The sequence below is a fragment of the Agrobacterium sp. 33MFTa1.1 genome, assembly GCF_004328495.1.
Classification (GTDB): Bacteria; Pseudomonadota; Alphaproteobacteria; order Rhizobiales; family Rhizobiaceae; genus Agrobacterium; species Agrobacterium pusense.
Genome location: NZ_CP036358.1, coordinates 891,095 through 915,419 on the forward strand (window position 1 = coordinate 891,095; position 24,325 = coordinate 915,419).

The following is a 24,325-nucleotide window of genomic DNA, read 5'->3' on the forward strand; positions in this document are numbered from 1 at the left end:
GTATGAAGGTTAGAAGTGATTCCGGGGCGGTTTCCGCAACGGGCAGAGTTGACAAAGGACGGACATGAAAAATCCAGTTGATACCGCCATGGCTCTGGTGCCGATGGTCGTTGAGCAGACCAATCGCGGCGAACGCTCCTACGACATATTTTCCCGTCTTCTCAAGGAACGCATCATTTTCCTCACCGGCCCGGTGGAAGACCAGATGGCGTCGCTCGTCTGCGCGCAGCTGCTGTTCCTCGAGGCCGAGAACCCGAAGAAGGAAATTGCGCTCTACATCAATTCGCCAGGTGGCGTCGTGACCGCCGGCATGGCGATCTACGATACGATGCAGTTTATCCGCCCTGCGGTCTCCACGCTCTGCGTCGGCCAGGCTGCCTCCATGGGTTCGCTGCTTCTCGCTGCCGGTGAAAAGGGAATGCGTTTCGCCACCCCCAACGCACGCATCATGGTGCACCAGCCATCGGGCGGCTTCCAGGGTCAGGCTTCGGATATCGAACGCCACGCCCGCGACATCATCAAGATGAAGCGCCGCCTCAATGAAGTCTACGTGAAGCATACCGGCCGCACGCTCGAAGAGGTTGAAAAAACCCTTGATCGCGACCATTTCATGGATGCAGACGAGGCGAAGGACTGGGGCGTGATCGACAAGATCCTGACCTCGCGCCAGGAAATCGAAGGCGCCGTCGCGAATTGAGGCGCGACGCTTTTTGACGTTTGTTTGACCCCGCAAAAGTAATTTCGGGGCTTTCAACCGGAACAGAAAGCGATATTAGTATATATAAAGGCTATGTTGATTTTTTATGACGCGGCCTTTGGTTTAATGGGGAATTCGTTGCCGCCGGTTATCAGCTCCTGTATCTGATACGGTTAGTACCCCGGGAAACGAGGCGGATACGGCGATGCACCCCAAGGGCGGCCGTATCTGCGGGCGGTAAGTTGACCGCGATCCGTTTGACGGACCTGCGGCGTGCTGGAAGGAAAGAGATATGAGCAAAGTCAGCGGCAGCAACGGCGGCGACTCTAAGAATACACTCTATTGTTCATTCTGCGGCAAGAGCCAGCACGAAGTCCGGAAACTCATTGCCGGACCGACGGTATTCATCTGCGATGAATGCGTCGAATTGTGCATGGACATCATCCGCGAGGAGAACAAGACGTCTATGGTGAAGTCGCGCGAGGGTGTGCCCACCCCGCAGGACATCATCAAGATCCTCGACGAATACGTCATCGGCCAGAAGCAGGCGAAGAAAATCCTGTCCGTGGCCGTTCATAACCACTACAAGCGCCTCGCGCACGCCTCCAAGAATGGCGATGTCGAGCTGGCGAAGTCGAACATCATGCTCGTCGGCCCGACGGGCTGCGGCAAGACCTATCTTGCCCAGACGCTCGCCCGCATCATCGACGTTCCCTTCACCATGGCGGACGCAACGACGCTGACCGAAGCCGGTTATGTCGGCGAGGACGTGGAAAACATCATCCTGAAGCTGTTGCAGGCGGCGGATTACAATGTCGAGCGCGCCCAGCGCGGCATCGTCTATATCGACGAAGTCGACAAGATTTCCCGCAAGTCGGACAACCCGTCCATCACGCGCGACGTATCGGGCGAGGGCGTTCAGCAGGCGCTTCTGAAGATCATGGAAGGCACGGTCGCTTCCGTTCCGCCGCAGGGCGGCCGCAAGCATCCGCAGCAGGAGTTCCTGCAGGTGGACACGACCAACATCCTGTTCATCTGCGGCGGCGCTTTTGCCGGCCTCGACAAGATCATCTCGGCCCGGGGCGAAAAAACCTCGATCGGCTTCGGTGCGACCGTCAAGGCGGAAGACGACCGTCGTGTGGGCGAAGTGCTGCGCGAGCTGGAGCCGGAAGATCTGGTGAAGTTCGGCCTCATTCCGGAATTCATCGGCCGTCTGCCCGTCCTGGCGACGCTGGAAGACCTGGATGAAGATGCGCTGATCCAGATCCTGTCCGAGCCGAAGAACGCTCTGGTCAAGCAGTACCAGCGCCTGTTCGAGATGGAAGACGTCGAGCTGACCTTCCACGAGGACGCGCTGCGCGAAATCGCCCGCAAGGCGATCACCCGCAAGACCGGTGCCCGTGGCCTGCGCTCGATCATGGAAAAGATCCTGCTGGACACCATGTTCGAACTGCCGACGCTGGAGGGCGTGCGCGAAGTGGTCATTTCCAATGACGTCGTCAGCGGCGTTGCGCGTCCACTCTACATCTATGCGGACCGTCAGGAAGAAAAGACCAACGTCTCGGCGTAATCGGCTGCTGTGATGTTTGATGAAATCAGAGGCCCGCATCCGTGCGGGCCTTTTCTATTAGATGGGTCTTACGAAACTTGCGGCTAACTTGACGAAGCCCGATTTTGCGTTTGGAGCGGATTGCGCTTTGCTGATAAAGTCTTACAACTGATTTGCAGCGCGATATGACGGAAATGTGAATTTCGTCGGCGACCCGGTTCCTGAGCCCTCGAGGATAACCGGAAATGTCGGTAGTATTAGCCAGCGCTGAGTTTTGTTGAATTTCACGGTCCTGCCGTCGCGTAAGGCCGTCTGCTCCGACGACTTGAAATCGGTGTTTCGAAACTCCACTTTCAGTCTCGAGAAATGAATATGCCGGACGCCCCCAAGACGTTCGGCAAAGTGTCCCGAAAGGGACCATGGAAAGGAAATGATATGACGAACATCACGTCTGCGGCATCTGGCGGTACCTATCCGGTACTTCCCCTGCGCGACATTGTCGTTTTCCCGCATATGATCGTTCCCCTGTTCGTCGGGCGGGAAAAATCCATCCGTGCGCTCGAGGAAGTCATGGGCTCCGACAAGCAGATCATGCTTGTTACCCAGATCAACGCCAGCGACGACGATCCGGCGCCTGAAGCCATCCACAAGGTCGGCACGGTCGCCAATGTCCTGCAGCTTCTGAAACTTCCCGATGGCACCGTGAAGGTGCTGGTGGAAGGCAAGGGCCGCGCCCAGATCGACAGCTATACCGGTCGCGAGGATTTCTACGAAGCGTCTGCGACGCCTTTGCAGGAGCCTGCCGAAGATCCGGTCGAGATCGAGGCGCTCTCGCGTTCGGTCGTTTCGGAATTCGAGAGCTATGTGAAGCTCAACAAGAAGATTTCGCCCGAGGTTGTCGGCGCTGCCGGTCAGATCGATGATTACTCGAAGCTCGCCGACACGGTCGCTTCGCACCTGTCGATCAAGATCACCGAAAAGCAGGAAATGCTGGAAACCGTCAGCGTGAAGCAGCGGCTTGAAAAGGCGCTTGGCTTCATGGAAGGCGAGATTTCCGTTCTTCAGGTCGAAAAGCGCATCCGCTCGCGCGTCAAGCGCCAGATGGAGAAGACCCAGCGCGAATATTACCTGAACGAGCAGATGAAGGCGATCCAGAAGGAGCTCGGCGACGGCGAGGACGGCCGTGACGAGATGGCCGAGCTGGAAGAGCGCATCGCCAAGACAAAGCTTTCCAAGGAGGCCAAGGAAAAGGCCGAAGCGGAAATGAAGAAGCTGCGCCAGATGAGCCCGATGTCCGCGGAAGCGACTGTCGTGCGCAACTATCTGGACTGGCTGCTTGGTCTGCCCTGGGGCAAGAAGTCCAAGATCAAGGCGGACCTCAACAATGCCGAGAAGATCCTGGATCAGGACCATTTCGGTCTGGACAAGGTCAAGGAGCGTATCGTCGAGTATCTGGCCGTGCAGGCCCGTGCGACGAAGATCCGTGGCCCGATCCTGTGCCTCGTCGGCCCGCCCGGCGTCGGCAAGACCTCGCTCGCCAAGTCGATCGCCAAGGCGACCGGCCGCGAATATGTGCGCATGGCGCTGGGTGGCGTTCGTGACGAAGCGGAAATCCGCGGTCACCGCCGCACCTATATCGGCTCCATGCCGGGCAAGATCGTTCAGTCGATGAAGAAGGCCAAGAAGGCAAACCCGCTCTTCCTGCTCGACGAAATCGACAAGATGGGCATGGATTTCCGTGGCGATCCGTCGTCGGCACTGCTCGAGGTTCTCGATCCGGAACAGAACTCCACCTTCATGGATCACTACCTGGAAGTGGAATACGACCTGTCCGACGTGATGTTCGTGACCACGGCCAACACGCTGAACATTCCCGGCCCGCTGATGGACCGTATGGAAGTGATCCGCATCGCCGGTTACACGGAAGACGAAAAGCGCGAAATCGCAAAGCGTCACCTGCTGCCCAAGGCGATCAAGGAACATGCCCTGCGTCCGGAAGAATTCTCGGTCACCGATGATGCCCTGATGGTTGTCATCCAGCAGTACACCCGCGAGGCGGGCGTGCGCAGCTTCGAACGCGAGCTGATGAAGCTGGCGCGCAAGGCTGTCACCGAGATCATCAAGGGCAAGGTCAAGTCTGTTGAGGTTACCGCAGCAAACGTTCCGGATTATCTGGGCGTTCCGCGGTTCCGCCACGGCGAGGCCGAGCGCGAGGATCAGGTCGGTGTCGTAACGGGTCTTGCCTGGACGGAAGTCGGCGGTGAGCTGCTCACCATCGAAGGGGTGATGATGCCGGGCAAGGGCCGCATGACGGTTACCGGCAACCTCAAGGAAGTGATGAAGGAATCCATTTCGGCGGCGGCATCCTATGTCCGTTCGCGCGCAGTGGACTTCGGCATCGAGCCGCCGCGCTTCGACAAGAGCGACATCCACGTGCACGTTCCGGAAGGGGCAACCCCGAAGGACGGTCCGTCCGCCGGTGTTGCCATGGCAACCGCGATCGTCTCCATCATGACCGGTATTCCGGTCTCGAAGGACGTGGCGATGACAGGCGAGATCACGCTTCGTGGTCGCGTTCTGCCGATCGGTGGCCTGAAGGAAAAGCTGCTTGCAGCGCTTCGCGGCGGCATCAAGAAGGTGCTGATCCCGGAAGAAAACGCCAAGGATCTGGCGGAGATTCCGGACAATGTGAAGAACGAGATGGAAATCATTCCGGTGTCGCGCATGGGCGAGGTTATCAAGCACGCCCTCATCCGCCAGCCGGAGCCCATCGAGTGGGATGGCAGCATCGAGACGCCGGTGATCGCAACGGTCGAAGGCGTTGATGACGGCAGCCAGACCATCGCGCATTGAGACGCGTCGTCGCGAGGGCCGGAATCGGTGCTCGCGACAGGTCCTGCGTAGATTCAATGCGTTAGGCTTCACGACGAAGATACGGCTTCAGGTCGGCGCAAGTGATGCGAAATTGGCACGATTATGGGGAAGGCCGGCAGAAATGTCGGCCTTTTTTGTGAAAAAAACCGCAGACCCCTTGTTTTTCAGGCGATTCCAGCGCTTTTGAGTTGCTGCGCGCGGATACGAACGTATTCTGCGCCGGCTTAATTTGAGTCGTTTCAAACCATTGAAAGGGGTGGAAACATGAACAAGAACGAGCTCGTCTCTGCTGTTGCCGAAAAGGCTGGTCTCACGAAGGCAGATGCTGCTTCCGCTGTTGATGCCGTATTCGAAACCGTACAGAGCGAACTGAAGAACGGTGGCGATATCCGCCTCGCCGGCTTTGGCAGCTTCTCCGTCAGCCGTCGTGAAGCCTCCAAGGGCCGTAACCCTTCCACGGGTGCTGAAGTCGATATCCCGGCTCGCAACGTTCCGAAGTTCTCCGCAGGCAAGGGCCTGAAGGACGCCGTCAACTCGTAAGGTTTCCGGAAAGCCGTAACGCCCGCGGCGGGCGGCGGCTTTTCAGGTTCACGAGGAAGCATGTTTTGACGCGCTCACGCCATCAACCGGTCTAAGGAGCGTGCCTTTCGAAAGTTCTTTCGAGCGGCGCCGTTTATGCCGAATGGTATGGAATGAAAGTCGGGCGTGCCTGTGTAGCCTCCATCCGGACACACGGCGTTTCGATATACGGAATATGCGCATAAACACGAAAGCCCGGCCTTTGCGGCCGGGCTTTTTGATTCCGGGCCATGAAGTGTCATGCCACTGTCATGTCCGTGACGCAGAAGCCTTGGGATATTTCTGGACCCAAGGGGGATAAAATGGCGTTCCGATTTTCTCAGATGGCCTTGACCGCGGCTCTACTTACATCTGCAGCCTTTCCGGCGGCCGCAGAGCCGGTTTTTAACCGCATTGCTTCTTTCCCGGTAGCGAAGAACCTGCCCGCGGACAAGGACGCCAAGTCCCTGACCTCGGCTGAAATCATCACCGCCAGCGAAGACGGTAAGACGCTGATCTATTCGGACAGCCCGCTCGGGGGCATTGGCTTCATCGACATCACCGATGCCAAGGCTCCCAAGGCCGGCGGCGCATTGCTGCTGGAAGGTGAGCCGACCTCCGTTGCCGTGGCCGGTCTCAAGGTTCTCGCCGGCGTCAATACCTCGGAAAACCGCGCCAAGCCCTCCGGCAAGCTCGTGACTGTCGATATCGCTGCCAAGAAGATCGAGGCGAGCTGTGATCTCGGCGGTCAACCGGATTCGGTCGCGGTGTCTCCGGATAAAACCTTTGCCGCCATCGCTATCGAAAACGAACGTGATGAAGAGGTGAACGAAGGCGCTCTGCCGCAGATGCCAGCCGGTTATCTCGTCACCGTCGGCCTGAAGGACGGCGTTGCCGACTGCGCGACGCTGAAGAAGATCGACGTTACCGGTCTCGCCGAGATTTCCCCTGAGGATCCGGAGCCGGAATTCGTCTCGATCAATGCCAATGGCGAGATCGCTCTGACGCTGCAGGAAAACAACCATATCATCATCATCGACGGCAAGACCGGCACGGTGAAGACGCATTTCTCTGCCGGCACCGTCAATCTGGAAGGCATCGACACCAAGACCGATGGCCAGCTGAAATTCACCGACAAGCAGGAAGGCCGCAAGCGCGAACCTGACGCCGTCAAGTGGCTGGACAATGACCGTATCGTCATCGCCAACGAGGGCGACTGGCAGGGCGGTGCACGCGGCTTCACCATTTTCGACAAGACCGGCAAGCTCCTTTATGAAGCCGGCGCTTTGCTCGAGCACGCGGTAGCGGCCATTGGCCACTATCCGGAAAAACGCTCTAAGGCCAAGGGCATCGAGCCGGAGGGTCTGGAAACGGCGACCTTTGATGGTCAAAAGTACTTCTTCGTGCTTGCCGAGCGCGCTTCCATTGCCGCTGTTTATAAGGATACCGGCGCAGAGCCGCAGCTAACGCAGCTCCTGCCTTCAGGCATTTCGCCGGAAGGCGCTGTCGCCATCCCCGCGCGCAACCTCCTCGTCACGGCCAATGAGGCCGATCTGGTGGAAGACGGCGGCGCCCGCTCGCATGTCATGATCTATGAACGCGCCGAGGGCGAGCTGGCCTATCCGCAGCTGGTATCCGCCACTGTCGATGGTGCGCCTATCGGCTGGGGCGCTCTTTCGGGTCTGGTAGGCGATGCCGAGAAGCCTGGCATCCTCTATGCCGTGTCCGACTCGGTCTATGGTAACCAGCCGTCGATCTACACCATCGACGCGACCAAGAAGCCCGCCACCATCACCAACGTGCTGCGTGTCAAGCGCGACGGCATTGCGGCGCAGAAGCTTGACATCGAAGGCATCACGCTGGATGGCAAGGGCGGGTTCTGGCTGGCCTCCGAAGGCGACAGCGCCAAGCTTGTTCCGCATGCGCTCTACAACGTCAATGCCAAGGGCGAAATCAAGGCCGAAATCGCCTTGCCAAAGGAACTGCTCGCCGGCGATACCCGCTTCGGTTTCGAAGGCGTTACCATGATCGGCAAGGGCGATGACGCGACGCTGTGGATGGCCGTGCAGCGCGAATGGGGCACCGACGAGAAGGGCTTCGTCAAGCTCGTCTCCTATAATCCGAAATCCAAGGAATGGGGCGCCGTGCGCTACCCGCTCGATAAGACCGAAGCCGGTTGGGTCGGCCTGTCCGAAATCACCGCACAGGGCGACAATGTCTATATCGTCGAGCGCGACAACCAGATCGGTGACAAGGCCAAGATCAAGAAGCTCTACCGCGTGGCGATTGCTGACCTGAAGCCGGGCGAGATCGGTGGCGAATTGCCGCTGGTCACCAAGCAGGAAGCCCATGACTTCCTGCCGGACCTCAAGGCCCAGACCAACGGCTATGTCGTCGACAAGCTGGAAGGCTTCACCTTCGACAAGGCGGGAACGGCCTATGCCGTGACAGATAATGACGGCGTCGATGATTCTTCCGGCGAGACGCTGTTCTTCAAGGTCGAGATGAAGGCGATCAACTGATTGCACACGACAGCGCCGCAACGGAAAAAGCCGGGCATAGCCCGGCTTTTTTAATGCGGTATGGGTCTGAATGCCGGGCGTTTATACGATACGTCATATGCAAGCCCTCAAAAGGTATTGCCGCTTCGCATCGGTGATCGAAAGTTCTCTCCGGAGGTCGTCCGGGATAATGGTGCGATCCCAGCGCCCGGATCACCGCCCCATGGAATTCTTGTTTTTGGAAATATCTGGTTTCTCCGAATCCTGCTGGACCCAGCGGAAAAAAATGTAAACAGGCAGCGCAATAAGCGCGAGTGTAACAAACGCGTCGAGTGACATGGTTTCATCCATCAGTTCCACCGCTCATCATGAAACGGCCTGAAAACAATGCCCCAAATCTCTTTAAAAATTCTAAATCTGCTTATTTTTCGGTATGTTGCGGGGTGAAACAGGGATGGCTGCGGCTGTGCGAATCTGAAACGAAAGTCCCGGTTTGGCACGGCGCGGCAACTGGGAAATGTGATTCTACACCGCAGTAACGCGCGACCATGGCCCCTTCCATGCCACCGAGGGCAGGGGCTGCGCATCGAAGCCAAGCATACATGGTGAAGCGCAACCGCGTACGGTTCAAACCGCGATCGGCGCGGCTGCTTTAAATCACTGTGAGAAGGAATGGTGGGCGATGAGAGACTCGAACTCCCGACATCCTCGGTGTAAACGAGGCGCTCTACCAACTGAGCTAATCGCCCTTCGCGTCTTGCGGATCATGTCCGCCGCGTCGGTGGCCGTGATGTATTCGGATCGGAAAAAAACCGCAAGGGCTTTTGTGAAGTTTTTTTGTTTTTTTTCGGGGAGGTTTTTCCCTCCACCGAAGGGGAGGGGTAAAAAGCCGGGAACTGCGGGCTTTTTGGTAAATTCAGAAACCAATGACGTCATGACGGCCCCGTAGAAATGACGTTGATAAAGCGGCTGGCTGTGGACAAGTTTTTTGTTTTCGTTGGGAAAAGCCCGCAAAACAGGGCATTTGCCGGAGCGTCGATAAAAGGCCCCAGGGTTTTTCCTGATCAAAATGAAAAAGCTTATTCTTTTGTCGTGAAACCTGCTTGACACCCCCGCACGAACGCCGTAGTTAGCCGCTCAACGAACAGCCGAGGCTGGTTCGTACGGCGGAACCAAGGTTCTGTCCGTCAGGATAAGCGGGTGTAGCTCAGTTGGTTAGAGTGCCGGCCTGTCACGCCGGAGGTCGCGGGTTCGAGCCCCGTCACTCGCGCCATCCTGTTCCTCGGAAAAAACGCAGATGAATGTCTGTGGAGCGCGGGTGTAGCTCAGTCGGTTAGAGTGCCGGCCTGTCACGCCGGAGGTCGCGGGTTCGAGCCCCGTCACTCGCGCCATTTCTCCTTCTTGAAATGTCTCCATCTGAACAATCGATGCGCGGTCTGCGCGGCTTTGTCTTCGGCGATTCCGGTCTCTGATTCCGGCCGTTTCCCGCGGGATTTTTCCTGCTTTTATTAGTCAAGTTTCGATTTCCCGATATCGTCACTTCGCCAACGTTTGGGCGTAAAAATCGTGTGACTTTTTTGCGGTTGCGTCCTTCAATCGATTATTATTGTATTTGAGGGGCTTAGGTCGGAAATGTGGCCCAAATTTGCGTCAATTCCGGCAATATTGTTGCCAATCAATGCGGCAGGTGTCTTGAAATGGTGCCTAAACTCTTGCAGAGAGGGCGCGGCTGCGCTAACCACTTTGGCGTTGCAACATATTTGTCCGCTCTTTGAGACTAAGGTCACAAAGGCAGGCCCGGCACCCGGCCGGGCAGGGAAGAGACCATGACTGAACTCCTCAGTTCCTACATTCCGATCGCAATATTCATCGGTATCGCTCTTGTCATCGGCCTGGCGCTTCTGATCGCGCCTTTCGCTGTCGCTTACAAGGCGCCGGACCCGGAAAAGCTCTCTGCTTTCGAGTGCGGTTTCAACGCCTTCGACGATGCCCGCATGAAGTTCGATATCCGCTTTTATCTGGTGTCGATTCTGTTCATCATCTTTGACCTCGAAGTCGCGTTCCTGTTCCCATGGGCGGTGTCTTTCGGTGAGATGGGCTGGTTCGGTTTCTGGTCGATGATGGTGTTCCTCCTCGTTCTCACCATCGGCTTTATCTATGAGTGGAAGAAGGGAGCGCTGGAATGGGCATGAGCCAGAACAACAGCACGCTCGTCGCGCCGCAGCCGAAGGGGATCATCGACCCCTCCACCGGCAAGCCGGTTGGCAGCAACGATGCCTACTTCACGGAAATCAACGACGAGCTGGCCGACAAGGGCTTCCTCGTCACCTCGACTGACGAACTGATCACCTGGGCCCGTACCGGCTCGCTGATGTGGATGCAGTTCGGTCTCGCCTGCTGCGCCGTCGAAGGACTGATGCAGGCTTCCGGTCCGCGTTACGACATGGAGCGCTTCGGTGTCGCCCCGCGCGCCTCGCCGCGCCAGTCGGACGTGATGATCGTCGCCGGCACGCTGACCAACAAGATGGCTCCGGCTCTGCGTAAGGTCTATGACCAGATGCCTGAGCCGCGTTACGTCATCTCCATGGGTTCCTGCGCCAATGGCGGCGGTTATTACCATTATTCCTACGCCGTCGTGCGCGGCTGCGATCGCGTCGTGCCGGTGGATATCTACGTTCCGGGCTGTCCCCCCACGGCTGAAGCGCTGCTTTACGGCGTGCTTCTGCTGCAGAAAAAGATCCGGCGTACCGGTACGATCGAGCGCTAAGGGCAAAGGACGGATTTAGAATGAGCGAAGCTCTCAACGATCTTGCTGCTTACGTTAAGGAAGCGCGCGGTTCACTCGTGGTGTCGGCCGATATCGCCTATGGCGAGCTGACGCTGAACACGACGCCTGAAAGCGTAATCGCGCTTCTGACCTTCCTGCGCGACGATGTGCAGTGCGGATTCGTCAATATCATCGATATCTGCGGCGTTGACTGGCCGCAGCGCGAAAAGCGTTTCGATGTCGTTTATCACCTGCTGTCGCCGCGCCAGAATCTGCGCGTCCGCGTCAAGCTGCAGGTGGAGGAGGACGAGGGCGTTCCTTCTGCGACCTCCGTCTACATGGGTGCGGAATGGTTCGAGCGTGAAGCCTGGGACATGTATGGCATTCCGTTTGAGGGCCATGCGGACCTTCGCCGCATTCTCACCGATTACGGTTTCGAAGGCCACCCGCTGCGCAAGGATTTCCCGGTTACCGGGTTTGTTGAAGTGCGTTACGATGACGTTCTGAAGCGCGTGCTTTATGAGCCGGTCGAGCTGAAGCAGGAATTCCGTAACTTCGACTTCCTTTCCCCTTGGGAAGGGACCGATTACGTTCTTCCTGGCGACGAAAAGGCCAAGCAATGAGCCAGGTCTCCGCGACAGAACATGGGCAATGTCTTTGCGGCGCCGTCGGCCTTGAGGCCGTCATCGGCGCCCGCGAATTCGGCGTTTGCCATTGCTCCATGTGCCGCCGCTGGTCCGGCGGCGCGTTTCTGGCTGTCGAATGCGCTGATATCTCCGTCGAAAACGAAGAGAGCCTCGGCGTCTATTCCTCGTCGGAGTGGGGCGAGCGCTGCTTCTGCAAGAATTGCGGCAGCACGCTGATGTGGCGTTCCAAGGATGGCAAGCATTTTGCCGTGTCGCTGCAGGCTTTTGACAACCCTTCCAGTTTCAGGTTCGCGTCGCAGATTTTCACGGATGAAAAGCCTTCGAGCTATTCCTTCGCTGAGATCACGCAGAACATGACCGGCCCCGAATTCATCGCCATGATCACCTCGGCGGAGCACTAGAATGACTGAGCATAACGTCCGCAACTTCACGATCAACTTCGGTCCGGAACATCCCTCCGCGCACGGCGTGCTGCGTCTGGTTCTGGAACTGGACGGCGAAATCGTCGAGCGCGTTGATCCGCATATCGGTCTTCTGCATCGCGGAACCGAAAAGCTGATCGAGACGAAGACCTATCTGCAGGCCGTTCCTTACTTCGATCGTCTCGACTACGTCGCGCCGATGAACCAGGAGCACGCTTTCGCGCTCGCCGTCGAAAAGCTGCTCGGCCTCGAAATCCCGATGCGCGGCCAGCTGATCCGCGTTCTCTATTCGGAAATCGGCCGCATCCTCTCGCACATCATGAACGTGACCACGCAGGCCATGGACGTGGGCGCGATGACGCCGCCGGTCTGGGGCTTCGAAGAGCGCGAAAAGCTGATGGTGTTTTATGAGCGCGCCTGTGGCGCGCGCATGCACTCGGCCTATTTCCGTCCGGGCGGCGTTCACCAGGACCTGCCGCCGGAACTGGTTGACGATATCGGCAAGTGGTGCGATCCCTTCATCACCGTCCTCGACAATATCGAGGGCCTCCTGACGGATAACCGCATCTATAAGCAGCGTAACGTCGATATCGGCGTCGTCTCGCTGGAAGATGCCTTTGCCTGGGGCTTTACGGGCGTGATGGTGCGTGGTTCCGGCGCTGCCTGGGATTTGCGTCGTTCGCAGCCTTATGAGTGCTATTCCGATCTGGAATTCGACATCCCTGTTGGCAAGAACGGCGACTGCTATGATCGTTACCTGATCCGCATGCAGGAAATGCGCGAATCCGTGAAGATCATGAAGCAGTGCGTCGAGCTTTTGTCCGGCAAGCACCGCATCGGCCCGGTCTCCTCGCTGGATGGCAAGGTGGTTCCGCCCAAGCGCGGTGAGATGAAGCGTTCGATGGAAGCGCTGATCCACCACTTCAAGCTCTACACCGAAGGTTACCACGTTCCCGCTGGCGAAGTTTACGCCGCCGTCGAAGCGCCAAAGGGCGAGTTTGGCGTCTATGTGGTTGCCGATGGTTCCAACAAGCCTTACCGCTGCAAGATCCGCGCTCCGGGCTATGCCCATCTGCAGGCGATGGATTTCCTGTGCAAGGGCCATCAGCTTGCCGACGTTACAGCCGTGCTCGGCTCTCTCGACATCGTGTTCGGGGAGGTCGACCGCTGATGCGTCTGCCGCTGGCCATTCCGGCTTTTCTCGCAGCGATGTCCACCCCCGTTTTCGCCCAGACGGCGACGGACGAGGGCGGTGTATCGTTGGCGAGCGGCGGCTCCTCGACCATCAAGCAGCTTCTGTCGTCGGGATACGAGATAAAGGCCTCGGTTCCCAATGGCAGCAAGTTCATCGTGTTCATGCAAAAAGACAAGGCGGCTTATGCCTGCGAATTCGTCACGGTGGCGAGATCGCGGTGTGTGACGTTAAACTGAAAAGGCGTGAGGAAGTATGTCCGTTCGTCGACTAGCCGAAGATCAGTTCCAGCCCGTGGCATTTGCCTTCAACGCGGAAAACACCGCATGGGCTGAAAAGACGATCAAGAAATATCCCGAGGGACGCCAGCAATCAGCGGTCATCCCGCTGCTCATGCGTGCCCAGGAGCAGGATGGCTGGGTTACCCGCGCCGCCATCGAAAAAGTCGCAGACATGCTGGACATGGCCTATATCCGTGTTCTTGAAGTTGCGACCTTCTATACGCAGTTCCAGCTGAAGCCGGTCGGCACGCGTGCCCACGTTCAGGTCTGCGGCACCACGCCCTGCATGCTGCGCGGCTCCGAAGCGCTGATGGATGTCTGCCGCAAGAAGATCCATCACGATCCGCTGCACACCAATGAGAGCGGCACGCTTTCCTGGGAAGAGGTGGAATGTCAGGGCGCCTGCGTCAACGCGCCGATGGTCATCATCTTCAAGGATGCCTATGAAGACCTGACGCCCGAGCGTCTGGAAGAGATCATCGATGCTTTCGAGGCAGGCAAGGGCGACACCGTCAAGACCGGCCCCCAGATCGACCGTCACCAGTCAGTCCCCGTTGGCGGCCTCACGACCCTGACGGAAGAGATCAAGCCTGACCGTTCCAATCTCGACAAGCCGGCTGAAGTGCCAGCGGATGCCGCACAGGTTCCGCCGTCCAACGCCGCCAAGCCGAAGACGGATGCGCCGGAAACCGATCCGAAGCTGAAGACGCCGGCCAATGAGCCCAAGGCTGCTGCTGAAAACGCAAAGGCTGGCGAAAAGGAATCGGTCGGCAAGGAAGCGGCAGCATCAAAGCCGTCGCTGGATTCCGCGGATCGTCCGGCAGGCATCGAAAAGCCAGCTGCCCCTGATGACCTGAAGCTCATTTCCGGCGTCGGCCCCAAGATTGAGGGTACGCTGAACGAGCTCGGCATCTTCACCTATGCGCAGATCGCCGGCTGGAAGCAGGCCGAATGCGACTGGGTCGATGGATATCTGAATTTCAAGGGCCGTATCGGCCGTGATGACTGGGTCAAGCAGGCCGAGGCGCTCGCCAAGGGTGGCGAAGCCGAGTATATCAGGGTCTTCGGCAAGAAGCCGCGGTAAGAGGTGAAGCATGTTAAAAGATCAGGATCGCATCTTTACCAATCTCTACGGCCTCAAGGACAAGTCTCTGAAAGGCGTGCTGGCGCGCGGCCACTGGGACGGCACCAAGCAGATCATCGAAAAGGGCCGTGACTGGATCATCAACGAGATGAAGGCTTCGGGCCTTCGCGGTCGCGGCGGCGCTGGCTTCCCGACGGGTCTCAAGTGGTCCTTCATGCCGAAGGAAAATGACGGCCGTCCGCATTATCTCGTCGTTAACGCCGATGAATCCGAGCCCGGCACCTGCAAGGACCGCGAAATCCTGCGCAACGATCCGCACACGCTGATCGAAGGCTGCGTGATCGCCGGTTTCGCCATGGGCGCGCACACCGCTTACATCTATGTTCGCGGCGAATATATGCGCGAACGTGAGGCTCTTCAGGCGGCCATCGACGAATGTTACGATGCCGGTCTGCTCGGCGGTAACAACAAGAATGGCTGGGATTTCGACATCTACGTGCATCACGGCGCGGGCGCCTATATCTGCGGCGAAGAGACGGCACTGCTCGAAAGCCTTGAAGGCAAAAAGGGCCAGCCGCGTCTGAAGCCGCCGTTCCCGGCCAATATGGGTCTTTACGGCTGCCCGACGACCGTCAACAACGTTGAATCGATCGCGGTTGCCCCGACCATTCTGCGCCGCGGCGCTGCCTGGTTCTCGTCCATCGGCCGTCCCAACAACGTCGGCACCAAGCTGTTCATGGTCTCCGGCCATGTTGAGCGTCCCTGCACCTTCGAAGACGCGCTCGGCCTGTCCTTCCGCGAACTGATCGAACACCATTGCGGTGGCATTCGTGGCGGCTGGGACAATCTGCTCGGCGTCATCCCCGGCGGCGCTTCCTGCCCCATCGTTCGCGGTGAGGACATGAAGGACGCCATCATGGATTTCGACGGCATGCGCGAAGTGAAATCCTCCTTCGGCACCGGAGGCATGATCGTCATGGACAAGTCCACCGACGTCATAAAGGCGATCGCTCGCATCGCGGCCTTCTTCAAGCACGAAAGCTGCGGCCAGTGCACGCCGTGCCGTGAAGGCACGGGCTGGATGTGGCGCGTGCTGGAGCGCATGGTCAAGGGCAATGCGCAGAAGCGCGAAATCGACATGCTGTTCGAAGTGACGAAGCAGATCGAAGGCCACACCATCTGTGCGCTCGGCGACGCCGCAGCATGGCCGGTACAGGCGCTGATCCGCAATTTCCGTCCGGAAATCGAAAAGCGCATCGACCAATATACCTACAGGGCCATGGATGATGGCGCTGTTCTGGAAGCCGCTGAATAAGCGTTGAGGCTTCGAGCGGAGCCGGAATTTCCGGCCTCGCGACACCATGAAGCGCCTGGCAGATGATTAAGAGTGCCGGGCGTGATTAAGGATTTGTTGCGGACCGTGTGAGACATGGGACGAACAGGCAACAGGACGTAAGTAGAACCATGGCAAAGCTCAAGGTTGACGGTAAAGAGATCGAGGTTCCGGATCATTTCACGCTGTTGCAGGCGTGCGAGGAGGCTGGCGCCGAAGTTCCGCGCTTTTGTTTTCATGAGCGCTTGTCGGTCGCGGGTAACTGCCGCATGTGTCTCATCGAGGTAAAGGGCGGACCGCCGAAGCCGGCCGCTTCCTGCGCCATGGGCGTGCGCGACGTTCGCGGCGGCCCGAACGGCGAATTGCCTGAGGTTTTCACCAACACGCCGATGGTCAAGAAGGCCCGCGAAGGCGTGATGGAGTTCCTGCTCATCAACCATCCGCTGGATTGCCCGATCTGCGACCAGGGCGGCGAATGCGACCTGCAGGACCAGGCCATGGCCTTCGGTATCGCCGGTTCGCGTTACGCGGAAAACAAGCGTGCGGTTGAAGACAAATATATCGGACCGCTCGTCAAGACGGTCATGAACCGCTGCATCCACTGCACGCGTTGCGTCCGTTTCACCACGGAAGTGGCTGGCATTGCCGAACTCGGCCTCATCGGCCGTGGCGAAGATGCCGAAATCACCACCTATCTCGAGCAGGCGATGACCTCGGAGCTGCAGGGCAACGTCGTTGACCTTTGCCCCGTCGGCGCGCTCACCTCCAAGCCTTTCGCCTTCACGGCCCGTCCGTGGGAACTGAACAAGACCGAAACCATCGACGTGATGGATGCGCTCGGTTCGGCCATCCGCGTCGATACCCGCGGCCGCGAAGTCATGCGTGTCATGCCGCGTGTCAACGAGGCCATCAACGAAGAGTGGATTTCCGACAAGAGCCGCTTCATCTGGGATGGCCTGAAGACTCAGCGCCTCGACCGGCCTTACGTCCGCAAGGATGGCCGCCTGCAGCCCGCAACCTGGGGCGAAGCCTTCGGTGCGATCAAGCAGGCTGTGGCTGCGACCTCAGGCAACAAGATCGGCGCGATTGCCGGCGATCTGTCGTCCGTCGAAGAAATGTTCGCGCTGAAGTCGCTTCTCGCTTCGCTCGGCTCGGCCAATGTTGATTGCCGCCAGGATGGCGCAGCGCTTGACCCGTCGCTCGGCCGCGCCAGCTACCTGTTCAATTCCACCATCGAAGGTATCGAACAGGCGGACGCCCTGCTGATCGTTGGCTCCAACCCGCGTTACGAAGCAGCTGTCCTCAACGCCCGCATCCGCAAGCGCTGGCGTCGCGGCGGTTTCCCGATCGGTGTGATCGGTGAAGCCGGTGAGCTGCGTTACAATTACGAATATCTCGGCTCGGGCGCTGAAACACTGTCCGATCTCGCCAATGGTTCGCACAGCTTCGTTGACAAGCTGAAGTCCGCCAAGAATCCGCTGATCATCATTGGTCAGGGCGCATTGTCCCGTGCTGATGGCGCTGCCGTTCTTGCCGCCGCTGCCAAGCTCGCCACCTCCGTCGGCGCTGTCACCGAAGAGTGGAATGGCTTCTCGGTCCTGCACACTGCCGCTGCCCGCGTGGGTGGTCTCGATATCGGCTTCGTGCCGGGTGAGGGCGGTGTTGCTGCAGCCGACATGGTCGCCTCGATGGATGTTCTCTTCCTGCTCGGCGCCGATGAACTCGACCTGTCGAACAAGGGTGCGAAGTTCACCGTCTATATTGGCAGCCATGGCGATCAGGGTGCAATGAACGCCGACGTCATCCTTCCGGGTGCGGCCTATACCGAGAAGTCCGGTATCTGGGTCAACACCGAAGGCCGCGTCCAGCTTGGCAACCGTGCCGGTTTCGCACCGGGCGAGGCCCGCGAAGACTGGGCGATCCTGCGTGCGCTGTCCGACGTCCTCGGCAAGAAGCTGCCGTTCGATTCGCTGTCCGCCCTGCGCGGCCAGCTCTACGTCGCGCATCCGCATCTGGCGGAAACCGACGAGATCGTTGCCGGCAAGGCTTCGGATATCGAGGCTCTGGCTGCTAAAACCGGCTCTCTCGTGAAGTCGGCGTTTGCTTCGCCGGTAAAAGACTTTTATTTGACGAACCCGATTGCGCGCGCCTCTGCCGTCATGGCCGAGTGCTCCGCATTGGCCCGCAACAATTTCCAGGCTGCGGCAGAGTAAGGGTAGGGGATTATGGAATCGTTTTTCTGGAGCTACGTCTGGCCCGCGCTGATCATGGTCGGCCAGTCCCTGCTGCTTCTCGTTTGCCTTCTGGTGGCCATCGCCTTCCTGCTGCTTGCTGACCGCAAGGTCTGGGCGGCCGTACAGCTGCGCCGTGGTCCGAACGTCGTTGGTCCCTTCGGTCTTTTCCAGTCCTTCGCTGACCTCTTGAAGTTCATCCTGAAGGAGCCCGTCATTCCGGCCGGCGCCAACAAGGCGGTCTTCCTGCTGGCGCCGCTGGTTGCCGTGACGCTGGCGCTCGCCACCTATGCCGTCATTCCCTTCAATGAAGGCTGGGTCGTCGCCAATATCAATGTCGGCATTCTCTACATCTTCGCGATCTCGTCGCTTGAAGTGTACGGCATCATCATGGGCGGCTGGGCTTCGAACTCGAAATATCCGTTCCTCGGCGCGCTGCGTTCGGCGGCACAGATGGTGTCCTACGAAGTCTCGATCGGTCTCGTCATCGTCACCGTTCTGCTTTGCGTTGGTTCGCTGAACCTCACTGATATCGTTCTGGCGCAGCGTACCGGCCTCGGCACCATGCTCGGCCTGCCGGCATCGTTCCTTGACTGGCACTGGCTGTCGCTGTTCCCGATGTTCATCGTGTTCTTCATTTCGGGTCTCGCCGAAACCAACCGTCCGCCCTTCGACCTTCCGGAAGCGGAATCGGAACTGGTTGCCGGTCACATGGTGGAATATGGCTCCACGCCGTACATGATGTTCATGCTCGGTGAATATGCTGCGATCGTTCTGATCTGCTGCCTGACGACCATCCTGTTCCTTGGCGGCTGGCTGCCGATCGTCGATGTATGGTTCCTGAACTGGGTGCCGGGCATCGTCTGGTTCGCCATCAAGGGCTGCATGGTCTTCTTCATGTTCGCTCTGGTGAAGGCCTTCGTTCCGCGTTACCGCTATGACCAGCTCATGCGCCTTGGCTGGAAGGTGTTCCTGCCGCTGTCGCTCGCCATGGTCGTTATTGTTGCATTCGTATTGAAGCTGACGGGGTGGGCCGGTTGATGTCTGAACTCCTCGCTCAAAGATCTGGAGACTGAGATGGCAAGCCTCTCCCAAGCCGTCAACTCGCTGTTCCTCAAGGAATTCGTCGGCGCGATCTTCCTGACCATGCGTCACTTCTTCAAGCAGAAGGCGACGATCAACTATCCTTTCGAGAAGGGTCCGGTCTCGCCCCGCTTCCGTGGTGAACACGCGCTGCGCCGTTATCCGAACGGTGAAGAACGCTGCATCGCCTGCAAGCTATGTGAAGCGATCTGTCCTGCTCAGGCGATCACCATCGAAGCCGGCCCGCGTCGCAACGACGGCACCCGCCGCACGGTGCGTTACGATATCGACATGGTGAAGTGCATCTATTGCGGCTTCTGCCAGGAAGCCTGCCCGGTGGACGCCATCGTCGAGGGCCCGAACTTCGAATTCGCGACGGAAACCCGCGAAGAGCTTTATTTCGACAAGCAGAAGCTTCTCGACAATGGCGACCGCTGGGAGCGTGAAATCGCGCGCAACCTCGCACTGGATGCACCTTACCGTTGAGGTGCAACCGTCTTTCCGGGGAGCAACCCCGGAGAGCGATGAAAAGTAAAATGCCTGCGCGGTTTTCGCCGGCGGGGACGAAACGGGCGAGGGGGCTTCCGGCCATTTCTCCCGATGAGGACAAGAAGGCACCAAAATGGGTCTGCACGCTGTATTCTTTTATATATTCGCTTTCGTCGCCGTGGCGTCTGCGTTCATGGTCATCGCATCGAAGAACCCTGTTCATTCGGTGCTGTTTCTGATCCTGACCTTCTTCAACGCAGCTGCGCTGTTCCTGCTGACGGGAGCCGAATTCCTCGGCATGATCCTGCTGGTGGTTTATGTCGGCGCCGTGGCGGTGCTCTTCCTGTTCGTCGTCATGATGCTGGATGTGGATTTCGCCGAGCTTCGCTCCGGCGTGCTGCAATATGCGCCTGTCGGCGCACTGATCGGCGTCATTCTTGCAGCTGAACTGATCGTCGTCGTGGGCGGCAGCGTGCTCAACCCGCAGGCGGCCAAGTCCATCACCATGCCGATCCCGCCGGTTGCCGAACGCACCAATACGGCCGCGCTCGGTGACGTGCTCTATACCAATTACGTCTACTTCTTCCAGCTCGCCGGCCTCGTGCTGCTGGTGGCCATGATCGGCGCCATCGTGCTGACGCTGCGTCATCGCACCGACATCAAGCGGCAGGACATTGCCACGCAGGTCGGCCGTGACCCCAAGACCGCGGTTACCACGGTCAAGGTCAAGCCGGGCCAGGGCATCTGAGGCGCGAACGGATCCAAGGAAACAGAATATGGAAATCGGTCTTTCCCACTACCTGACGGTCAGCGCGATCCTCTTCACGATCGGCGTCTTCGGCATCTTCCTCAACCGGAAGAACGTCATCGTCATCCTGATGTCGATCGAACTCATTTTGCTCGCGGTCAACATCAACATGGTGGCCTTCTCGGCATTCCTGAACGATATCGTCGGCCAGGTCTTCGCCCTGTTCATTCTGACCGTTGCAGCCGCTGAAGCGGCGATCGGTCTTGCAATACTCGTTGTCTTCTACCGCAACCGCGGATCGATCGCCGTGGAAGACGTCAATATGATGAAGGGCTGATAAGGCTATGATCTACAAGGCTATCGTCTTTCTTCCACTGATCGGCTTCCTGATTGCGGGCCTCTTTGGCCGCTCCATCGGCGCCAAGGCATCGGAATATGTCACCACCGGTCTGATGATCGTGGTTGCCATCCTGTCCTGGATCGTGTTCTTCAACGTCGCACTCGCCCATGGCGAGCCGGGCGAGGTGATCAAGGTCACTGTGCTGCGCTGGATCCAGTCGGGCGGTATCGACGTCGAATGGGCGTTCCGCATCGACACGCTGACGGCCGTCATGTTCGTCGTGGTCAACACCGTCTCGACGCTGGTGCACCTCTATTCGATCGGATACATGCACCACGATCCGCATCGTCCTCGCTTCTTCGCCTATCTCTCGCTTTTCACCTTCGCAATGCTGATGCTGGTGACTTCCGACAACCTGCTGCAGATGTTCTTCGGCTGGGAAGGCGTGGGTCTGGCGTCCTATCTGCTGATCGGCTTCTGGTTCAAGAAGCCGTCCGCATCGGCTGCCGCGATGAAGGCCTTCATCGTCAACCGCGTCGGTGACTTCGGCTTCATCCTCGGCATCTCCGGCGTCTTCGTGCTGTTCGGCTCGATCAACTTCGAAACCATCTTTGCTGCCGCCGGCACTTATCTGCCGGCTGAGGGCGCTGCCTCGACCGAAACCGTCATCAACCTGTTCGGCATGCAGCTGGACAAGGCCAATGCGATGACGGGCGTCTGCCTGCTGCTCTTCATGGGCGCCATGGGTAAATCGGCGCAGTTCCTGCTGCACACCTGGCTGCCTGACGCGATGGAAGGCCCGACCCCGGTTTCGGCCCTTATTCACGCCGCAACCATGGTCACCGCCGGCGTGTTCCTCGTCGCCCGCATGTCGCCGCTGTTTGAACTCTCGCATGATGCCTTGACCGTCGTGACGCTGATCGGCGCGATCACCGCCTTCTTCGCGGCGACCGTCGGTCTGGTGCAGAACGACATCAAGCGCGTTATCGCCTATTCGACCTGCTCGCAGCTCGGTTACATGTTCGTGGCGCTCGGCGTCGGCGCTTACGGCGCTGCCGTGTTCCACCTCTTCACGCACGCCTTCTTCAAGGCCCTGCTGTTCTTGTGCGCCGGCTCTGTTATCCATGCCGTCGATGGCGAGCAGGACATGCGTTACATGGGCGGTCTGCGCAAGCATATTCCCATCACCTTCTGGACCATGACCGTGGGCACGCTGGCGCTGACCGGCGTTGGTATCCCGGGAACGATGATCGGTTTTGCCGGCTTCTTCTCGAAGGACGTCATCATCGAATCCGCTTATGCCTCGCATTCGGTTCTGTCTGGTTTCGCCTTCACGCTGCTGGTCATCGCCGCGCTGTTCACCAGCTTCTATTCCTGGCGTCTGGCCTTCATGACCTTCTTCGGCAAGCCGCGTGCGTCTGCCGACGTCATGCACCATGTGCATGAATCGCCGATGGTCATGCTGATCCCGCTCTTCATCCTCACCGTTGGCGCGATCTTCGCCGGTGTTGCCTTCGAAGGTTACTTCTTCGGCCACGAATATGCCGAATTCTGGAAGGGCGCTCTCTTTACGCTCCCGGAAAACGAAATCCTTGAAGAGTTCCACCACGTTCCGCTGTGGGTGAAATGGAGCCCGTTCTTCGCCATGGCCCTTGGTTTCGTGACCGCCTGGTACATGTACATCAAGTCGCCTGAGACGCCGAAGCGTCTGGCCGAGACCCATCGTGGCCTCTACCAGTTCCTTCTCAACAAGTGGTATTTCGACGAACTCTATGACTTCCTCTTCGTTCGTTCCGCGAAGGCGCTCGGCCGCTTCCTGTGGAAGAAGGGCGACGTCGCCGTCATCGACCACTATGGACCCAACGGCATTGCAGCGCGTGTGGTTGACGTGACCAACCGCATGGTCCGCCTGCAATCCGGTTACCTCTATCATTATGCCTTTGCGATGCTGATCGGCATCGCGGCGCTTGTCACCTGGATGATGCTCGGGAGTGCCCTCTGATGACCGATTGGCCCATTCTTTCAACGGTCACCTTTCTGCCGCTCGTCGGCGTGGTGCTCCTGCTTCTGACGAATGAGAACGGCCCCTATGGTCGCCGCAACATTCTCAATGTCTCGCTGCTGACGACCGTTTTCACTTTTATCGTGTCGCTGTTCATCTGGATCGGTTTCGACAATTCGAACCCCGGCTTCCAGATGGTCGAGAAGCATGAATGGTTCGGCAACATCGCCGCCTATCATCTCGGCGTCGATGGCATCTCCATGCTCTTCGTTATCCTCACCACTTTCCTCATGCCTTTCTGCGTGCTGGCAAGCTGGGATTCGGTCGAGAAGCGCATCAAGGAATACATGATCGCCTTCCTGCTGCTGGAAGTTGTCATGATCGGCGTCTTCGTGGCGCTGGATACCGTTCTCTTCTACGTCTTCTTCGAAGCGACGCTGATCCCGATGTTCATCATCATCGGCGTGTGGGGCGGCAAGGATCGCGTTTACGCCTCCTACAAGTTCTTCCTCTACACGCTGCTTGGCTCGGTTCTGACCATGCTCGCGATCATGGCCATGTACTGGCAGGCCGGCACGACCGATATGACGGAATTGCTGAAATACGGCTTCCCGGCCGGCATGCAGACCTGGCTGTGGCTCGCCTGTTTTGCCGCCTTCTCGGTCAAGATGCCGATGTGGCCGGTGCACACCTGGCTGCCGGATGCCCACGTTCAGGCCCCGACCGCAGGTTCGGTCATTCTGGCTGGCGTCATGCTGAAGCTCGGCGGTTACGGTTTCATCCGCTTCTCGCTGTCGATGTTCCCGCTGGCGTCGGACTATTTCGCACCTTTCGTCTTTACGCTGTCGGTTCTCGCCATCATCTACACCTCGCTGGTGGCGATGATGCAGGACGACATCAAGAAGCTGATTGCCTACTCGTCTGTTGCCCACATGGGTTACGTCACGATGGGTATCTTCGCCGCCAACGTTCAGGGCGTGCAGGGCGCTATCTTCCAGATGCTGTCGCACGGTATCGTCTCGGGCGCGCTCTTCCTCTGCGTCGGCGTTGTTTACGACCGTCTGCATACCCGCGAAATCGCGGCGTATGGCGGTCTCGTCAACAACATGCCGAAATATGCGGTCGCCTTCATGATCTTCACCATGGCCAATGTCGGTCTGCCCGGCACATCAGGCTTCATCGGTGAATTCCTGACGCTGGTTGGTGTCTTCCGCGCCAACACGCTGGTTGCGCTGTTTGCCGCCACCGGTGTCATTCTCTCGGCCGCTTATGCGCTATGGCTTTATCGCCGCGTGATCTTCGGTGCGCTGGAGAAGGAAAGCCTGAAGAGCCTGCTCGATCTCTCGACCCGCGAAAAGGTCATCCTTTATCCGCTGGTTGTGCTGACCATCTTCTTCGGCGTCTATCCGGCTCCGGTGTTCGATGCGACAGCCGCATCGGTCGATCTTCTGGTAAACAACTATACGGCTGCATTGCAGGCGGCGCAAAATGTTGCGCTCACTATGAATTGACGACAGGACCCGTTGG

21 protein-coding genes and 3 tRNA genes are annotated in these 24,325 nt (G+C 58.6%); 22 read left to right on the forward strand and 2 right to left on the reverse strand.

Features of this window, described 5'->3' with window-relative positions; translation table 11 throughout:
• The first annotated feature begins 64 nt into the window (after positions 1-64).
• The 5 genes from clpP (at position 65) to EYD00_RS04565 (ending at position 8,200) form a co-directional block, all read left to right on the forward strand.
• On the forward strand, positions 65-697 hold the full coding sequence (gene clpP / locus EYD00_RS04540) for an ATP-dependent Clp endopeptidase proteolytic subunit ClpP (protein ID WP_004441299.1): 633 nt from the start codon (positions 65-67) through the stop codon (positions 695-697).
• A 292-nt stretch (positions 698-989) separates the two neighbouring features.
• Positions 990-2,267, forward strand: a complete 1,278-nt coding sequence (clpX, locus tag EYD00_RS04545; protein WP_003521528.1) for an ATP-dependent Clp protease ATP-binding subunit ClpX — start codon at positions 990-992, stop codon at positions 2,265-2,267.
• Positions 2,268-2,681: 414 nt separating this feature from the next.
• Positions 2,682-5,099: an endopeptidase La gene (lon, locus tag EYD00_RS04555; RefSeq protein ID WP_004441301.1), complete on the forward strand. Its 2,418-nt coding sequence runs from the start codon at positions 2,682-2,684 to the stop codon at positions 5,097-5,099.
• A gap of 285 nt (positions 5,100-5,384) precedes the next feature.
• Positions 5,385-5,660: a DNA-binding protein HupB gene (hupB, locus tag EYD00_RS04560; protein WP_003502360.1), complete on the forward strand. Its 276-nt coding sequence runs from the start codon at positions 5,385-5,387 to the stop codon at positions 5,658-5,660.
• Between the two features lie 341 nt (positions 5,661-6,001).
• The gene (locus tag EYD00_RS04565; protein ID WP_004441305.1) at positions 6,002-8,200 is read left to right on the forward strand and encodes an esterase-like activity of phytase family protein; all 2,199 of its coding nucleotides are present in this window, start codon (positions 6,002-6,004) and stop codon (positions 8,198-8,200) included.
• 192 nt (positions 8,201-8,392) lie between these two features.
• Here the strand turns inward: EYD00_RS04565 and EYD00_RS25850 are convergent, their stop codons facing one another.
• The gene (locus EYD00_RS25850) at positions 8,393-8,530 is read right to left on the reverse strand and encodes a hypothetical protein (protein ID WP_006697989.1); all 138 of its coding nucleotides are present in this window, start codon (positions 8,528-8,530) and stop codon (positions 8,393-8,395) included.
• A 322-nt stretch (positions 8,531-8,852) separates the two neighbouring features.
• Positions 8,853-8,928, reverse strand: a tRNA-Val gene (locus tag EYD00_RS04570).
• 447 nt (positions 8,929-9,375) lie between these two features.
• On the opposite strand from EYD00_RS04570, the gene EYD00_RS04575 reads away from it, so the two are divergent.
• The 17 genes from EYD00_RS04575 to EYD00_RS04655 all read left to right on the forward strand — a co-directional run bounded on the left by EYD00_RS04575 (position 9,376) and on the right by EYD00_RS04655 (position 24,309).
• Positions 9,376-9,452 (forward strand) — tRNA-Asp (locus tag EYD00_RS04575).
• Between the two features lie 41 nt (positions 9,453-9,493).
• Positions 9,494-9,570, forward strand: a tRNA-Asp gene (locus tag EYD00_RS04580).
• A gap of 435 nt (positions 9,571-10,005) precedes the next feature.
• Complete coding sequence (locus EYD00_RS04585) at positions 10,006-10,371, forward strand: NADH-quinone oxidoreductase subunit A (protein ID WP_003496469.1); 366 nt, start codon at positions 10,006-10,008, stop codon at positions 10,369-10,371.
• Positions 10,362-10,946: a NuoB/complex I 20 kDa subunit family protein gene (locus EYD00_RS04590; protein WP_003496467.1), complete on the forward strand. Its 585-nt coding sequence runs from the start codon at positions 10,362-10,364 to the stop codon at positions 10,944-10,946. Before EYD00_RS04585 ends, EYD00_RS04590 begins: the two co-directional genes overlap by 10 nt.
• Positions 10,947-10,966: 20 nt before the next feature.
• Positions 10,967-11,569, forward strand: a complete 603-nt coding sequence (locus tag EYD00_RS04595; RefSeq protein ID WP_004441311.1) for an NADH-quinone oxidoreductase subunit C — start codon at positions 10,967-10,969, stop codon at positions 11,567-11,569.
• Entirely contained in the window at positions 11,566-11,994 is a 429-nt protein-coding gene (locus tag EYD00_RS04600; protein ID WP_004441314.1) for a GFA family protein, read from the forward strand. The genes EYD00_RS04595 and EYD00_RS04600 overlap by 4 nt, the downstream gene beginning before the upstream one ends.
• A 1-nt stretch (position 11,995) precedes the next feature.
• A complete protein-coding gene (locus EYD00_RS04605) occupies positions 11,996-13,186 on the forward strand; it encodes an NADH-quinone oxidoreductase subunit D (protein ID WP_004441317.1) in 1,191 nt (396 codons plus the stop codon).
• Positions 13,186-13,446, forward strand: coding sequence for a hypothetical protein (locus EYD00_RS04610; RefSeq protein WP_034495761.1), 261 nt, complete (start codon positions 13,186-13,188; stop codon positions 13,444-13,446). Before EYD00_RS04605 ends, EYD00_RS04610 begins: the two co-directional genes overlap by 1 nt.
• A gap of 16 nt (positions 13,447-13,462) precedes the next feature.
• Complete coding sequence (locus EYD00_RS04615) at positions 13,463-14,572, forward strand: NADH-quinone oxidoreductase subunit E (RefSeq protein WP_004441319.1); 1,110 nt, start codon at positions 13,463-13,465, stop codon at positions 14,570-14,572.
• A 10-nt stretch (positions 14,573-14,582) separates the two neighbouring features.
• Positions 14,583-15,887, forward strand: coding sequence for an NADH-quinone oxidoreductase subunit NuoF (nuoF, locus tag EYD00_RS04620; RefSeq protein WP_004441321.1), 1,305 nt, complete (start codon positions 14,583-14,585; stop codon positions 15,885-15,887).
• A gap of 149 nt (positions 15,888-16,036) precedes the next feature.
• Complete coding sequence (nuoG, locus tag EYD00_RS04625; RefSeq protein WP_004441323.1) at positions 16,037-18,118, forward strand: NADH-quinone oxidoreductase subunit NuoG; 2,082 nt, start codon at positions 16,037-16,039, stop codon at positions 18,116-18,118.
• A gap of 12 nt (positions 18,119-18,130) precedes the next feature.
• Positions 18,131-19,177, forward strand: coding sequence for an NADH-quinone oxidoreductase subunit NuoH (gene nuoH, locus EYD00_RS04630; protein ID WP_004441324.1), 1,047 nt, complete (start codon positions 18,131-18,133; stop codon positions 19,175-19,177).
• Positions 19,178-19,213: 36 nt separating this feature from the next.
• Positions 19,214-19,705: an NADH-quinone oxidoreductase subunit NuoI gene (gene nuoI, locus EYD00_RS04635; protein ID WP_004441327.1), complete on the forward strand. Its 492-nt coding sequence runs from the start codon at positions 19,214-19,216 to the stop codon at positions 19,703-19,705.
• A 136-nt stretch (positions 19,706-19,841) separates the two neighbouring features.
• Positions 19,842-20,456 (forward strand): NADH-quinone oxidoreductase subunit J, encoded by a 615-nt coding sequence (locus tag EYD00_RS04640; protein WP_004441329.1) that lies wholly within the window; start codon positions 19,842-19,844, stop codon positions 20,454-20,456.
• A 28-nt stretch (positions 20,457-20,484) separates the two neighbouring features.
• Positions 20,485-20,793: an NADH-quinone oxidoreductase subunit NuoK gene (gene nuoK / locus EYD00_RS04645; RefSeq protein WP_003521516.1), complete on the forward strand. Its 309-nt coding sequence runs from the start codon at positions 20,485-20,487 to the stop codon at positions 20,791-20,793.
• A 7-nt stretch (positions 20,794-20,800) separates the two neighbouring features.
• On the forward strand, positions 20,801-22,798 hold the full coding sequence (gene nuoL, locus EYD00_RS04650; RefSeq protein WP_004441331.1) for an NADH-quinone oxidoreductase subunit L: 1,998 nt from the start codon (positions 20,801-20,803) through the stop codon (positions 22,796-22,798).
• A complete protein-coding gene (locus EYD00_RS04655) occupies positions 22,798-24,309 on the forward strand; it encodes an NADH-quinone oxidoreductase subunit M (RefSeq protein ID WP_004441333.1) in 1,512 nt (503 codons plus the stop codon). The genes nuoL and EYD00_RS04655 overlap by 1 nt, the downstream gene beginning before the upstream one ends.
• The last annotated feature ends 16 nt before the right edge of the window (positions 24,310-24,325 follow it).

Excerpts from the sequence above, each read along its gene's own strand:
- clpP (WP_004441299.1), top strand. The coding sequence starts at position 65 with ATGAAAAATCCAGTTGATACCGCCATGGCTCTGGTGCCGATGGTCGTT.
- clpX (WP_003521528.1), top strand. The coding sequence starts at position 990 with ATGAGCAAAGTCAGCGGCAGCAACGGCGGCGACTCTAAGAATACACTC.
- lon (WP_004441301.1), top strand. The coding sequence starts at position 2,682 with ATGACGAACATCACGTCTGCGGCATCTGGCGGTACCTATCCGGTACTT.
- hupB (WP_003502360.1), top strand. The coding sequence starts at position 5,385 with ATGAACAAGAACGAGCTCGTCTCTGCTGTTGCCGAAAAGGCTGGTCTC.
- EYD00_RS04565 (WP_004441305.1), top strand. The coding sequence starts at position 6,002 with ATGGCGTTCCGATTTTCTCAGATGGCCTTGACCGCGGCTCTACTTACA.
- EYD00_RS25850 (WP_006697989.1), bottom strand. The coding sequence starts at position 8,530 with ATGGATGAAACCATGTCACTCGACGCGTTTGTTACACTCGCGCTTATT.
- EYD00_RS04585 (WP_003496469.1), top strand. The coding sequence starts at position 10,006 with ATGACTGAACTCCTCAGTTCCTACATTCCGATCGCAATATTCATCGGT.
- EYD00_RS04590 (WP_003496467.1), top strand. The coding sequence starts at position 10,362 with ATGGGCATGAGCCAGAACAACAGCACGCTCGTCGCGCCGCAGCCGAAG.
- EYD00_RS04595 (WP_004441311.1), top strand. The coding sequence starts at position 10,967 with ATGAGCGAAGCTCTCAACGATCTTGCTGCTTACGTTAAGGAAGCGCGC.
- EYD00_RS04600 (WP_004441314.1), top strand. The coding sequence starts at position 11,566 with ATGAGCCAGGTCTCCGCGACAGAACATGGGCAATGTCTTTGCGGCGCC.
- EYD00_RS04605 (WP_004441317.1), top strand. The coding sequence starts at position 11,996 with ATGACTGAGCATAACGTCCGCAACTTCACGATCAACTTCGGTCCGGAA.
- EYD00_RS04610 (WP_034495761.1), top strand. The coding sequence starts at position 13,186 with ATGCGTCTGCCGCTGGCCATTCCGGCTTTTCTCGCAGCGATGTCCACC.
- EYD00_RS04615 (WP_004441319.1), top strand. The coding sequence starts at position 13,463 with ATGTCCGTTCGTCGACTAGCCGAAGATCAGTTCCAGCCCGTGGCATTT.
- nuoF (WP_004441321.1), top strand. The coding sequence starts at position 14,583 with ATGTTAAAAGATCAGGATCGCATCTTTACCAATCTCTACGGCCTCAAG.
- nuoG (WP_004441323.1), top strand. The coding sequence starts at position 16,037 with ATGGCAAAGCTCAAGGTTGACGGTAAAGAGATCGAGGTTCCGGATCAT.
- nuoH (WP_004441324.1), top strand. The coding sequence starts at position 18,131 with ATGGAATCGTTTTTCTGGAGCTACGTCTGGCCCGCGCTGATCATGGTC.
- nuoI (WP_004441327.1), top strand. The coding sequence starts at position 19,214 with ATGGCAAGCCTCTCCCAAGCCGTCAACTCGCTGTTCCTCAAGGAATTC.
- EYD00_RS04640 (WP_004441329.1), top strand. The coding sequence starts at position 19,842 with ATGGGTCTGCACGCTGTATTCTTTTATATATTCGCTTTCGTCGCCGTG.
- nuoK (WP_003521516.1), top strand. The coding sequence starts at position 20,485 with ATGGAAATCGGTCTTTCCCACTACCTGACGGTCAGCGCGATCCTCTTC.
- nuoL (WP_004441331.1), top strand. The coding sequence starts at position 20,801 with ATGATCTACAAGGCTATCGTCTTTCTTCCACTGATCGGCTTCCTGATT.
- EYD00_RS04655 (WP_004441333.1), top strand. The coding sequence starts at position 22,798 with ATGACCGATTGGCCCATTCTTTCAACGGTCACCTTTCTGCCGCTCGTC.